Source organism: Kitasatospora sp. NPDC032150, from assembly GCF_055579945.1.
In genome coordinates this window covers 16770-29971 of the sequence record NZ_JBVIMH010000005.1, presented here as the reverse complement: position 1 = coordinate 29971, position 13202 = coordinate 16770, and the positions used below count along the sequence as shown (strand labels likewise).

The 13202-nt window shown below is 72.0% G+C and carries 11 protein-coding genes and 1 pseudogene; 5 read left to right on the top strand and 7 right to left on the bottom strand.

The genetic code is table 11. The annotated features are described in order from the left end of the window. Positions 1-164: 164 nt before the first annotated feature. Positions 165-1187, top strand: coding sequence for an amidohydrolase family protein (locus tag ACZ5ON_RS08195; protein ID WP_465587268.1), 1023 nt, complete (start codon positions 165-167; stop codon positions 1185-1187). A gap of 91 nt (positions 1188-1278) precedes the next feature. Next, on the top strand, positions 1279-2232 hold the full coding sequence (locus ACZ5ON_RS08190) for a DMT family transporter (RefSeq protein WP_465587265.1): 954 nt from the start codon (positions 1279-1281) through the stop codon (positions 2230-2232). A 28-nt stretch (positions 2233-2260) separates the two neighbouring features. Here ACZ5ON_RS08190 and ACZ5ON_RS08185 read toward each other — a convergent pair whose 3' ends face one another. Then, complete coding sequence (locus tag ACZ5ON_RS08185) at positions 2261-2761, bottom strand: aminoacyl-tRNA deacylase (protein ID WP_465587262.1); 501 nt, start codon at positions 2759-2761, stop codon at positions 2261-2263. Between the two features lie 415 nt (positions 2762-3176). On the opposite strand from ACZ5ON_RS08185, the gene ACZ5ON_RS08180 reads away from it, so the two are divergent. Further along, positions 3177-3932 (top strand): response regulator transcription factor, encoded by a 756-nt coding sequence (locus tag ACZ5ON_RS08180; RefSeq protein WP_465587259.1) that lies wholly within the window; start codon positions 3177-3179, stop codon positions 3930-3932. A 4-nt stretch (positions 3933-3936) separates the two neighbouring features. Beyond that, positions 3937-4398, top strand: coding sequence for a MaoC family dehydratase (locus ACZ5ON_RS08175; RefSeq protein ID WP_465587256.1), 462 nt, complete (start codon positions 3937-3939; stop codon positions 4396-4398). Between the two features lie 56 nt (positions 4399-4454). Here ACZ5ON_RS08175 and ACZ5ON_RS08170 read toward each other — a convergent pair. The 6 genes and pseudogenes from ACZ5ON_RS08170 to ACZ5ON_RS08145 form a co-directional block, all read right to left on the bottom strand. Beyond that, a pseudogene (locus tag ACZ5ON_RS08170) lies at positions 4455-4580 on the bottom strand (flavin reductase family protein); the annotation flags it as partial. A gap of 152 nt (positions 4581-4732) precedes the next feature. Beyond that, positions 4733-6229 carry a cytochrome P450 gene (locus tag ACZ5ON_RS08165; RefSeq protein ID WP_465587253.1) on the bottom strand — a complete coding sequence of 499 codons (1497 nt, stop codon included), beginning with the start codon at positions 6227-6229 and terminating at the stop codon, positions 4733-4735. Positions 6230-6398: 169 nt separating this feature from the next. Beyond that, positions 6399-7016, bottom strand: coding sequence for a GTP-binding protein (locus tag ACZ5ON_RS08160; protein ID WP_465587249.1), 618 nt, complete (start codon positions 7014-7016; stop codon positions 6399-6401). After that, positions 6997-7356, bottom strand: a complete 360-nt coding sequence (locus ACZ5ON_RS08155) for a DUF742 domain-containing protein (RefSeq protein WP_465587246.1) — start codon at positions 7354-7356, stop codon at positions 6997-6999. The genes ACZ5ON_RS08160 and ACZ5ON_RS08155 overlap by 20 nt, the downstream gene beginning before the upstream one ends. Positions 7357-7483: 127 nt before the next feature. Next, positions 7484-7891, bottom strand: a complete 408-nt coding sequence (locus ACZ5ON_RS08150; protein WP_465587242.1) for a roadblock/LC7 domain-containing protein — start codon at positions 7889-7891, stop codon at positions 7484-7486. Beyond that, complete coding sequence (locus tag ACZ5ON_RS08145) at positions 7888-9447, bottom strand: sensor histidine kinase (protein WP_465587239.1); 1560 nt, start codon at positions 9445-9447, stop codon at positions 7888-7890. Before ACZ5ON_RS08145 ends, ACZ5ON_RS08150 begins: the two co-directional genes overlap by 4 nt. A 976-nt stretch (positions 9448-10423) precedes the next feature. On the opposite strand from ACZ5ON_RS08145, the gene ACZ5ON_RS08140 reads away from it, so the two are divergent. Beyond that, positions 10424-13192 (top strand): helix-turn-helix transcriptional regulator, encoded by a 2769-nt coding sequence (locus tag ACZ5ON_RS08140; RefSeq protein WP_465587234.1) that lies wholly within the window; start codon positions 10424-10426, stop codon positions 13190-13192. The last annotated feature ends 10 nt before the right edge of the window (positions 13193-13202 follow it).

Genomic DNA, 13202 nt, shown 5'->3' with positions numbered 1-13202 from the left:
TCCCCTTGAGGATGGCGATCGTCCTCGCGGTGTGGGGGTTGGGGGGTTGTGTGGTTGGCGGGGGGGGGGGGGGGGGTTCCCCCCCCCCTCCCCCCCCCCCCCCCCCGCGCCGGCGCCGGGAGTGTGCGGGTGTTGTCGGTTCCGATCCGTCAGGGAGCGCAGGTATGAGCGAGGTGAGCGCCATGGCCGGCTGGGTGGACGTGCACCACCACAGCTACTTCCCGGACCTTGTCGCGTTGCTGGCCCGGCACGGGATCCGCGAGATGGCCCCGGGGGTTCCGGTACCCCGCTGGTCCGAGGAGCGGGCGCTGCGGGCCATGGAAGACGCGGGCATCGCGGCCGCCGTCACCTCCGTGCTCCTGCCCGATGCCGCGGCCACCTCGGCGGGGCTGGACCTGGTGGCGCTGGCCCGGCGCATCAACGACCAGTCGGCCGATCTGGTGGAGCGCCACCCCGGGCGCTTCGCCGCACTGGCCACGTTGCCGCTGCCGAACGTCGAGGCGGCCCTGCGCGAGGTCGAGCACGCGCTGGACCACCTCCACCTGGACGGAGTGGTCCTGGGCGCCAGCCTGCCGGGCGGTGGTTATCTGGGGATGAGCGAACTGCTGCCGCTGTGGGCGGAACTGGACCAGCGGCGGGCGACGGTCTTCATCCACCCCAATCCGTCGTGCGGCTCGCGGCGCGATGCCGGGCAGGTGGCCACCGGGGTCGCCCCGGGCGTGCTGGACTTCGTCTTCGACACCACGCGCTCGGTCACGGACCTGCTGTTCTCCGGCGTTCTGGACCGCTTCCGCCGGCTGCGGATCGTCCTGGCCCACGCCGGGGGCACGCTGCCGTACCTCGCGTGGCGCATCGAGCTGTCCCGCACCTGGATCCGCTCGGAGCAGCACACCGGCCGGGTGTCCGACCTGGAGGTTCGCCGGATCCTGGGCCGTCTGTACTACGAGACCGCGCAGTCGGCGTCCCCCGAAGTCCTGGGCGTCCTGCGCACGGTCGCCGGCGAGGAACACATCCTCTTCGGCACCGACTACCCGTTCATCCACGGCCCGGACATCCGCGAGTCCCTGGAACGCGTACGGGACCTCGGAGGGCTCAGCGCACCAGGGCTGGCGCGCGTCGCGGGTGCCTCGGCGCGACGTCTCTTCCCGCGCCTGAACGCCACCAGCGGGTCCCGTGACCGTAGTTGAGAACCACCCATAGGTGATGATCAGTCAATTGGCCTGTAGGTTATCCATGTTCGCGCACAAATCGGTACGCGAGCGTGAGAGGATCCCACCCATGGATACCACCGATTCGAAGACAGGGGTGCTCTTCGCCGGCACTGCGACGGTCCTGGTGGGCAGTTCCTTCGTCTCCTCCAGCCTGTTGACGGAGTACCCGTTCCTGTGGGGGCAGGCCATCCGATACGTGCTGGCGGCACTCGTGCTGTCCCTGATCGCACGGCCCTGGGCGGCCGGCCGTCCGCGCCCCGGCGCGCGCGACGTGTTCTGGCTCGCCGTACTCGCGGCAACCGGCCTCTTGGGGTTCAACCTCGCCGTTCTCGCGGCACTGCGCACCGCGGAACCCGCCGTCGTCGGTGTCATGGTGGGCTGCGTCCCCCTGGCCATGGCCTTGCTGACGCCCTTGTTCGCACGACGGCGGCCATCCTTGTGGATCACCGGGTGTGCCGGCGTGGTCGTCGTCGGTGCCACCGTCGTCCAGGGGCTCGGCCGCACCGATCTGGCGGGTTCGCTGTACTCGGTGCTGGCGCTCGCCGGGGAGGCGGCGTTCTCGCTGGCGGCGCTGCCGGTCCTGCCGAAGCTTGGCCCGGTCCTGGTGTCGACCTACTCGTGCCTGTTCGCCGGCGTAGAGGGGATCCTCATAGCGGTGTGGGCGGGGGGCGGCAGTGAGGCCCTCCGGCTGCCCACGGCCCGGGAGTTCGCGGCGCTGGCGTGGCTCGTCGGGGCCGTGACCGTGGTCGCGTTCCTGTGCTGGTACGAGGGGCTCAGGAGGCTCCAGCCGGAGCGCGCCACCCTGCTGGCGGGGCTGATCCCGGTGACGGCGGCGGTGCTGGCACCAGTTGTGGGCGCCGGGCCGTTCGGCGCGGTCCAGCTCGGGGGGAGCCTTCTCGTGGCCGTCGGCGTCGCCCTGGGGCTGGGCCGTCCGCGCTTCGCGTCGGGCGGCCGGGCGGCTGCCGCCCGCGAGCCCGAGCCGGCAGCCGAGGCCGACCGGGTCGGCCGGGCGAGGGACTGAGGCTCGGGCCCGGCCGACCCTGGCCGGCTTACGAGGCCACGGGCGCCGTGACCGGCTCCAGGAGGCGCAGCAGGTCACGGGCGTTGACCTCGACGCTCTGGGTCGCGAGCCCGCTGCCGCAGTAGACCCGGTCCATCTCGCGAACGGACTCGTCGAAGACCACCAGCACGCCCTCCCGGCCGCAGACCGGACTCGCACCGCCCGGCTCCATGGCCAGCTGCCGCAGCTCCTGCGGCTCGGCCTGGCGCAGCGACGCCCGGGGCACCCCGACGGCCTTCGCCAGCCGGCCGTAGTGCACGCGGCGCTGGATGGGCAGCGCCGCCAGCACGAACGTCTGCCCGGTGTGGAACACCATGGTCTTGAGCAGCAACTCCACCGGAAGGCCCAGCTCCCGCTCGATGTCGGCCTGGGTCCGGATGGGCGCGTGCTCATGGAGGGTGAACTCGATGCCCATCCGCTCCAGGATCTGGACGGGCGAGTCGCACGGCTGGAGCTCGGAGGCGGTGTCCTGTGACGGCGTAAGGGTCATGCGGGCCACACTAGCTGATTTGGCGTCAGGTTCGCCTTCGATCCTTCGGTCGCGCGGCCCGCAGCAGGCCCCGCGGCGGCGGGCGGCACCGGGCTGCGGCGGGGAACAAAAAACCGGTCACTTCTGGCGCACGGGTGCCTTTCCCGTTTAATTCCTGAGAGGTCTCTCACCCCTCGGCGTCCACTGTCCGAATATCGGGAAGGGGGTGCCGCAGCCGGGAACGGCGCGTAGGATCGACAGCTGGCATATGCCATCCTGTCCTTTGGGGCCGGCTCCCGGGCCGGCCGCCCCGGGTGTTCAGTGCATTGTGCCGTGCGACCGCCCCGCCATGCGAAGAGGCGGTCGCCGGATGCGTTTCCCTTCCGTGCGAGCAGGTTGCCGGAAGAAGGGTCTGCCGATGCGGAGGACAATTCCCATGGAGACTTTCGAGCCGAAACCTCCACGAGCTCAGCGCACACGCGAACCGCACATCCGCCTTCTGGTGCTCGACCTGCGGGAGTACGCCAGAGTCGGGTTCCGCGAGCTGCTCAGCCAGCATGCCGACATCTGCGTGGTGGGCGACGCCGGCAGCCCCGAGTCGGCCCTTCGGCTGTGGCGCGAGCGATCGCCCGACGTCGTCCTCGCCGGCGACCGCCGCGCCGAACGGGAACTCGTCCGGGGGCTGGCCGTCGATTCCCGCTCCAGTCCCGGCCACCCCCTGCGCCTGATCACACTCGCCGACGCACGCGACCCGTCGACACCCGCCCTCGATGACGTGGGCTCGGCCGGCCTGCTCTCCCCGCTCTCCTCCTCCGACGAGATCAGCTCCGGAATCCGCCTGATCCACGCCGGATACCGGCTCTTAGCCCCCTGGCAGGATCAGCCGCCCGCCAAACCCGATGGGCCCGATACGCCCGAAAAGAAACCCCGATCCGTCTCGGAACCATCTACCGGCCTCGACCTCTCCGGCCTGACACCACGCGAACGCGATGTCATGGAACTCCTCCTGCAAGGCATGACCAATCCCGAAATAGCCACGAAACTCGTGGTCGGCGAGAGCACCGTGAAGAGCCACGTCCGCAGCGCCCTGGGGAAACTCGGCCTGAGAAACCGTTCCGACGCCATCATCTATTTCTACGAGAGGGCCCGCCGCGGACTCTCCGGCGGGCCCGACCACGACCCCAGAGGATGACCGAATGCGCTACTTCGAGGACTACCGGGTGGGCACCACGTACGACCTCGGCAGCTGCAAGGTGACGAGCGAGGAGATCATTGACTTCGGCACCGCCTTCGACCCCCAGCCCTACCACGTGGACGAGACCCGGGGGCAGGAGTCCCCGTTCGGAGGACTGGTCGCCAGCGGATGGCACACCGGCGCCCTGTTCATGCGCCTCTACGCCACCAGCCTGCTCCAGGGCTCCGCCACCGCCGGATCCCCCGGCCTGGACGAACTGCGCTGGCTCAACCCCGTACGCCCCGACGACGTCCTGCACGGACGGCTGACCGTGCTCAGCGCCGGCCCCATGCCCCTGCGCCCGGACTGCGGTCTCCTGCGCAAAAGAGGAACACTCACCAACGACCACGGCCAACCCGTCCTGCGACTGACACTGCTAAGCCTGATCCTGCGCCGCCCCTCCACCGCCGACGACGAACCCTGACCCACGCCGCCTTCCCGCGACCGCCGAGAGGCCCTCCCCGGGGGCCTCGGGTGCCGTCAGTTCGACACCGGCCAGTCGGCGTATCCGATGCGACGGAGCTCCCGGACCTCGCCGAGAGTGCCCCACTCGTCCTTGCCGAGGCGGGTCAGGGGGCGCAGGCGGGTCACCTCCGGATGTCCGTTCGGGCCAACTCGGGTACTTGTGAGGTAAGTTGAAGCATTTCTGCTGCACCAGCAGCGTCAATGGCGAAGCGGGACGGTTCTGAACCGCGCCGTCCGGGATGTCGCTCGGTCGGGCTGCTCGCTCAGTGTGGCTCTTGCCGCTGTCGCTGGCGTCAGCGCCGGAACGTCCCGGTCAGGACGCTCCACCAGCTGCGGCGCTGCCGAGGGACGGCGGCGGTTGGAACGGGAGGTTCCGGCGCTGACGGCTGGGCGGTGGGCGGCGCGGGCGGCGTCGCCCACGTGGTCGACGCGGTCGGCTGGGTGGGCCGGGCCGGCGTGGTCGTCGACGCGGTGGTGGGCGCAGTTGTGGGTGCGGTGAGTCCGTCGGCCGTGGCGTCCCCGTCGGCCGTCCGCGGGGTGAAGCGCACCGGCAGGCCGACCAGGTGGCGGGACAGCCAGGCCGAGGTCCAGGTCAACTCGTCTTCGGAAACGCCGAGTTGGAGGTCCGGCAGGCGGGTGAGCAGGATGTCGATGCCAGTCTCCGCGATGGCCCGGCCGATGTCCTGGCCGGGGCACTCGTGCGGACCGCTGCCGAAGGACAGGTGCGAGCGGTTGCCGGAGAGCGGTTTCGACAGGTCGGGGCGGACGGCCGGATCGACGTTGCCGGCCGCGAGACCGAGCAGGAGCATGTCGCCGGCCTTGATCTGGCGACCGCCGAGTTCGGTGTCGCCGGTCGCCCAGCGGCCCGCTACAAGGATCATCGGCGGGGAGTCCCAGAGGACCTGGTCCAGGGCGTCGGGCAGCGTCATGTGGCCGCCGGACAGGTGGGCGCGGAACCGCCGGTCGGTGAGGACGAGCTTGAGGGTGTCCGCGATCAGGTTGACGGTCGTCTCGTTCGCGGCGAGCAGCACCACCCGCAGGTGCTCCAGCACCTCGTCGTCGGTGAGCCCGGCACCGTGCTGCATCAGCCAGGTCACGAGGTCGGGTCCAGGTGCCGCCCGCTTGCGCTCCATCATCCGGCGGAGCGTCTCCACCACGTACTCGTTGCTCGCGATGGCAGTCTCGGTACCCTTCATCAGGTCCCGGGTGGCATCGACCAGCCGTGGCCCGTACTCCTCGGGCATCCCTAGGAGTTGCGTCATGACGAGCATCGGCAGGTGCTCGGCGAACTCGGCCACGAGATCGGCCTGGCCGGTGGGGCCGAAGTCCTGGATCAGCTGGTCGGCGAAGCGGGTGACGTAGCGGCGGACCCCGCGCCGGTCGAAGCGGTTCAGACTGTCGGTGACCGCGCCGCGCAGGCGCTTGTGCTCCTCGCCGTCCGCGAAGACGCACAGCGGCTGCCAGGCGATCACCGGCATCAGCGGGGAGTCCGGCGCGACCAGTCCGTTCCGGAACGCGGTCCAGCGGCGGGAGTCCCGGGAGAACCGGGAGGGCGTGCGCATGGCGGCGAGGTTCGCCGCGTGGCCGAGGACCAGCCACGCCGGGAGGTCGCCGTGGAGTAACACGGGTGCCACCTCGCCGTGCTCGGCGCGCAGTTTCTCGTACAGGCCCGCCGGATCGGCCTCGGCCTCCGGTCCGTGGAGGCGCCGCAGGACGTCGGTGCCGAGCTGGTGGGCGGGGCACCCGGGTGGCGGAGTGAGCGAGGCGTCGGGAGGGAACGGGGTGGTCACGGTATCTCCGGAGTCAGCACGGGAGGGTCATCGGGAAGTGCGGTCATCGAGGGGAGTGAACGGGCCGTCGTCACGCGGCGGTTGGCCGGCTGCCGACGGGGCGAGCGTCTCCGGTGCGCCGACCGGGAGACGGACCGGTGGCCGACGGGCGGCCAGGGGCGGAGTGAGGTCACCGCACGGCCGGGGCCGCGAGGTCGTACAGGTAGCGCAGCAGAGCCAGCAGGACGTCCCGGCTGGATTCGCGCGTCCGGGCGTCGCACGCGACGATCGGTACCTCGGGCGGCAGGTCCAGGGCGGTCCGCAGCTCCTCGGTCGGGTAGGTCGGGGACTCCGGGAAGGCGTTGGTCGCGATGACGAACGGCACGCCGCGGTCCTCCAGCCGCCCGATCACGTCGAAGCTGACCTCTAGCCGGCGGGTGTCGACCAGCACCACCGCGCCGAGAGCTCCCTCGAACAGGCCGTTCCAGAGGAACCAGAACCGCTCCTGCCCCGGGGTGCCGAACACGTAGAGCACCAGTTCGTCGCTGATGCTGATCCGGCCGAAGTCCATCGCGACCGTGGTGGAGGTCTTGCGCTCGACCCCGGCGGTGTCGTCGATGCCCGCCCCGGCCTGAGTCATGGTCTCCTCGGTGGTCAGCGGGCGGATCTCGCTCACCGAGCCGACCAGGGTCGTCTTGCCGACGCCGAAGCCGCCCACGATCACCACCTTGACGGCGGTGCTGGCCGAGGCCGGGAGCAGGTCCGCGCCCTGCGGCCCCACTACGGTGTCAGAGCTTCTGAAGTCCATGGATCACCGCCTCCAACAAGGCACGGTCGGGAAGGGACGCCTTCGGGACGGGGGCGCGGGCCTCGATCCGTCCCTCGACGAGAAGGTCCGCCAGCAGCACGGTGACCACGCTCGCAGGCAGACGCAGATAGGCGGAGATCTCGGCCACGGACAGCGGCGAGCCGCAGATGCGCAGGATCGCCGCGTGCTCCGGCTGCATCACGGGCGTCGGTTCGGAACGGGAGACGACCAGTGTGACGAGGTCGAACGTGGTGTGCTCGGGCAGACCGCTACGGCCGCGCGTGATCACATAGAGCCGCTCGGGGTTGCCTTCGTCCCAGTCCCGGCCGGCTGTGCTCATGTGCTCGCCTCCTCTCCTGGCCCGGGCCGGGGCGGCCCCGTCCGCCGGGCGGGGACTCCGCGTGACGCGCGCCTTCCGACGACTCCCGCCGAGCCTGCGACCAGGGGGAGTTCCGTGCCGCGCTCGCTCATGCGACCTGCCCGCCGTTGCGTGGAGGTGTGCTGAGGTGCTCGCCGATCCGTGCGACCAGGTCCCGCATCCGCTGGCCCACCAGCCCGGCGTCGACGCCCTCCTCGGCCAGCACCGCGAGGTAGGCCCGGGAGCCGGCCGCCATCAGGTAGAAGAAGCCGCCGCCCACCTCGATCACCACCAGTCGCATCCGGCCGTCGCCGTGCGGGAACTCGTGCCCCACCGCGGTGGCCAGGCTTTGCAGGCCGGCGCAGGCGGCGGCGAGGCGGTCGGCGGTGTCGGGGTCGGTGCCGTACTGGGCCATCCGCAGTCCGTCGGCGGAGAGCACAACGATGTGGCGGGTGTGCGGGACACCGTCCGCCAGCTCCTTGAGCATCCAGTCCATGTTGGTCCGCTGCTGAATCACTGCTCGCCTTTCCCTGCCGACTCTTCATTGGTGTGGCCGGCCGCACCGGTGGACGGCGCATGGCCGTTCACCCCCTCGTGGAAGGCGGCCAGCCACATTCCGGGCTGTACCGGCTCCTGGGCCGGCTCGGGGACCCTGGAGGCCTCGGGAGTACCCGTCCACGGGGCCGCGGCGCGGCGGCGGCGCTGCGGCAGACCGTTCGGGGTGCGCTCGCCGACCACCGGAAACCCGCCGTCCGCCGGGCCCGAACCCGCGAGGGATTCCAGGGAGGAGCCGAACGACGGCTCCGGACAAGAAGGTTGTGCCGTCGTCGACCCGCGGCGCCGCGGCCCGGCCGCCGGCCGGGTACGGGCGGGCGGGATCGGACGGGGGCCGGAGGCGACGCCGATGCCGTGTGCCCGGGCGGTGGCGGGTGCCGTGGTGATGAGCCCCTGCGGCACGATCAGCACGGCGCGTACACCGCCGTAGGCGGAGGGCCGCAGCGAGACCTGGAACCCGTACGCCTGCGCGAGGCGGCCGACCACGGCCAGGCCGAGCCTGGGGGTCTCGCCGAGGTCGTTGAGGTCGATACCGGACTGCGCCTCCCTGAGCATCCGCTCGGCGCGGGCCCGGCCCTCCTCGCTAAGGCTGAGGCCGCCGTCCTCGATCTCGATCGCTATGCCGGTCTGCACCTCGACGGCGGTCAGATGCACTCTGGTCTGCGGCGGGGAGTACCGGGTGGCATTGTCCAGCAACTCGGCGACCGCGTGGATGAGCGGCTCGACGGCCGGTCCGACCACGGCAACCTCGGACACCGGGTGCAGGTCCACCCGCTGGTAGTCCAGGATGCGCGAGATACCGCCGCGGAGCACGCTGTACAGCGGCACCGACCTGCTCCACTGCCGGCCGGGGCGGGCGCCGCCGAGGACGGCGATGCTGTCCGCGAGGCGGCCGATCAGCGCGTTGCCGTGGTCCAGGCGCAGCAGGTCGTCGAAGACGGCCGGGTCGTTGCCGTGCCGGTCCTCCATCTCGCGCAGCTCCTGGGCCTGCCGGTGGACGATCGCCTGTACGCGGCGGGCGATGTTGACGAACGCCCGCTGGGCGGACTCCCGCATGCCCTCCTCGTTGTCGACGGCCTCCAGCACGGTGCGCAGCACGTAGTGCAGGGCGGCCTGGAAGTCCTGGTCCGCGACGGGGTCGTGGGACTCGTAGGCCTTCAGCAGGTCCTCGCGGAACTCGCCGCGCTGCAGCCGGGCGACCGCCTCGGGCAGAGCGGACTTCGCCAGCTCGACCGTCTCGGCCTCCTGCCGGGCCAGCCGGCGGCGCAGCTCGTCCTCCTGCTGGGCGTACCGCTCGCGAAGGATCGCCATCGCACGTCCCCGGCGCGCCGCCTCGGCGGCCACCACGGCCACCGCCGCGGTGCCTGCCACCCCGCACCACACGACTCCCGCGCGGGCGCCGGCGGGGACCACCGACACCGCGAGGAGAGCCGCGGCGGCCGTCACGACCGTGGGCAGGAGCCACACGAGTACGGGAGCGGAGAACCGGCTTCCGGGGGACGATCCAGCACGAAGCATCAGCATCCTCAAACGATCGAAAGGCTAGGGGGAAGGACGGCGGCGGCCGACTATGGAGGCGTGGGGCAGCGTTCGGCATGCGGCCCCACGCCCGCGCCGATCCGCGCGACCTGGTGCGACGGCGGTGCGGCAGGCTGGGCCGGACGTAGCATAGCCGGGTTCATGACATGTCTGGCAGAAACCCAAAAACACTGCCACACAACCGATTTGCTGCCTCTAGCCGGACATGCCACGTATTTCACATGGCGGTGGGAGGTGTCCAGACAAGGCTCTTGCTCCATCGGTCGGGCCTGGTGCCGGCACCAGGCTTGCCCACTCGTGGACGTTCCACCGGCGTCCGGGGGCGGATTCGCCCGAGAGGCGGGTTACTTCGGGAAACGACTGCGCAGTCAATGGTGGCCGTGCTATGGCGCGGGGCCCCGCCTTTGCCCGGCAGTTGGCCGTGCACGCGGCTCGGGCCGTTGTGGAAGATCGAGGCCGACGGATGACCGCCCATCGGCAGGCCGCCCGTGAAGGCGCGTCACATGCGAACAGGCACCCTGTAGGAAAATATGTCTTGAAGGATATCGCTTTCGGGCACACCTCAGCCGGCGGTCGATCGTTCCGGCCGCCCCGATCGGGCTTTGGTTGATCGTCGAGGAGCGGACGGGAGCGGTGCGCCCCGTGGGCGAAGGGCATCGCGCGGGCTGGTCAACCAGCCTGTGAGCAGCGGGAGTCGAGGCCGTCCGTAGCCATTCCCGGTCCCGGCGAAGGCGCTGTCCCGGGCGCGGTGATGGCTGAGAAGCCGCTGTCGCGGCATCGGTCGGACCGGCATCGGCGGCAATGCGGGGAGATTTCCTCGCAACCTGGTCGTACACCATCGGGTTGCCATAAAGTTGCTGCGGATCAACAGGGTTGAGTGTCCGTCACAAGATCTCGTGCCGTCCGGAATCCGTGCGATGACGGGTGTACGGCAGGTTCGTGCGGGGAGGGAACGATGGCCTGGATCGGGGCGGAGGGGCGTGGGCCCGAGCTGGCGCGGCTGAGTGGTGTGATCGACAGAGCCCGCGCCGGCCGGCCGACCACCGTGCTGATCCAGGGGGAGCCGGGGATCGGGAAGTCGGAGGCGGTGGCGGCACTGGCCGCGCTCGCCGCCGACGCGGGGTTCCAGGTGGCCGTCGCCAACGCGCGGAACCTGCCCGACGTGCCGTTCGCGGCCGCCGACCAGGTGCTCGCCCGGCTGTTGCCGGCGGGCACGCGGGTAGCGGACCGCGCGTCCTCGCCCCCGGTGGAGGAGCTGCGCGATCTCGTCGAGCTGGTCCGGGCACAGGCCCGCCGTGCACCGGTGGCCGTCTGCCTGGACGACGCGACCTGCCTCGAACCGTGGTCGCTGCGCTGGCTGTCGGAGCTGTCGGCGTCCACGTTCCCGCACCGGCTGGTGGTGGCGTTGTCCGCCGGGCACTTCGGAGGTGGCGGCGTGCCCGAGTTGACGACCGGACTCGCCGCGCTTGCCGAACACATCACCCTCACCGGTCTGCCGGCGGCCGCACTCGCCGACTTCGCGGCCGCCCGCTGCGGGGTGGGGCTCGACGAGGACGCCGCGGCGGCCTGCTACGAGCTGACCGGTGGCAACCCCGGTCTGCTACAGGCCCTGCTGTCCGAGCACAGCGGCGCTGCTCCCACCGCCGAGAAGCTGCGGGCCGGCGCCGGTTCGAGGGCGCTCCCCGGTATCGAGCGCTGGCTGGGCGGCCTCGGTGAACCGGCGCTCGCGCTGGCGCGGGCGGTCGCCGTACTCGGTGTCGACGCGGAGATCGCGCAGGCCGCGGAACTCGCGCGGCTGACCGTGGGGGAGGCCCTGACCGCGGTCGACGAGCTGGTCGACCGGTGCCTGCTGGCCAACCGCACGCCGCTGGTGTTCCGCCACCCGCTGCTCGCCTCGATGGTCATCGGTGCGATACCGGTCGGCACGCGGGCCGCCCTGCACCTGCGGGCGGCCGAGATCCTGCGCGACGGGCACTTCGACGTGACCGGGGTGGCGCGGCAACTGGTCGCGGCCGGTCCGCTCGGCCAGGACTGGACGGTAGGACCGCTGCGGATCGCGGCCCGCAGGCTGGTGCAGGAGGGCAGGGCCGAGGACGCCGCCCGGTACCTGCGCGGTCTGCTGCGGGAGCAGTTGGGGCCGCAGGTCAGGGCGGCCGTGCGGCGCGAGCTCGCCGCACTGGACGCGTTCGTCGATCCGGAGCTCACGGTGCGCCAGCTGGACGCGGCGCGGCAGGAGGCCGAGGACCCTTCCGCCATGGTGGACCACACGCTGGCCCTCGCCGGTCTGCTGACCGAGTGCGGGCGGCCCGCGGACGCCGTGGCGGTCCTCGACGACACGGCCGAGCGGCTCGGCCCGGCCTCGGCCGCGTACGTCTGGCAGCTGCGGCTGCACAAGGCGCTCAGCTGGCGAGGCGGTCCCGCCTGGCTGGTCAGGTCCGGCGAGGGGCTGGACGGCCTGGCCGCCGAGGCTCCGCAACCAGGCGGCGGCTGTTGGGAACTGGCCGCACTGCGAGCCGCCGAGGCGGTCGACGCCGGGGTGGACAGGGCGGCGGCCGTGCGCCATGCCAGGCTGTCGCTGGCCGGTGGCAGCGACAGCCTGGGCAGGGGCCTGTGGTACGGCTGCGGCGCGCTGATCCGGGCCGACGAGTTGACCGAGGCATGGACGCACTGCAGCCGGACCAGGCTGGCCGGCGGGGTACCGCCCGGGCGGTGGGACCACGTCGCCGCCGAGCTGCTGCGCGCCGGGATCCGCCGGGTCCGCGGTGACCTGGACGGTGTGGCCGAGGCGCTGACGCCCATGGCGGACCGGCTCTGCGGGCTGGTGCCCACGGGCCACCGGCTGGCCGCGCTCGCTGTGTCGGCCCTGGTCGAGGCGCACGCCCTGATGGGTGACACCGACACCGCCCACACCCTGCTCACCGGCTGCGGCCTGGACCGGGAACTGCCGCCGTGGCAGGACACCCCGGCCGTACTCGCCGCGCGTGCCGCCCTGTGGGAGCAGAGCGGCGAACCACTGCGCGCGGTAGTGGACTACCTGGCTGCCGGCCGGCTGCTGACCGACTGCCAGGTGCGGAACCCGGCCGTGCTGCCGTGGCGGTCGCGCGCCGCGCAGCTGCTCGTCGCGGCGGGTGAGGTGGCCGAGGCGGCCAGGCTGGCCGGCGCCGAGCTGGACGACGCACGCCGGTGGGGAACACCGCGCACGATCGGGACAGCCGAACACGCGGTCGCCATGACCGAGACCGGCACGCGCCGCATCAGCCTGCTCGCCAGGGCCGTCGGCACACTGACCCGCTCACCGGCCAGGCTGGAGCTGGCGGCCGCCCGGTTCGACCTGGCCACCGCGCTGAGCGAGGCGGTCCGGCCGCACGAGGCGCACACCGAGCTCGTCGCCGCGCTGTCCACGGCCTGGTCCTGCTCCGCCCGGCCGCTGGTGAACCGGATCACCGAGGCACAGCAGGCGAACTTCCCGGCGGACACCGACGAACCGCCGAATCCGGCGCTGATCGGCCTGACCCCGCAGGAGCTGAAGATCCTCTGCCTCGCCCGGGACGGCCACACCAACCGGACCATCGCCGGGAAGCTGTTCGTCACCGTGCGGACGGTGGAGTTCCACCTCTCCGGCGCCTACCGCAAACTCGGCATCTCCGGACGCCAGCAACTCGCCGAGATCATCCCGGCGAGGACGACGGCGGCCACGGTGAGAGCGCTGCCGGTGGACGGGTAGCACCACGCGC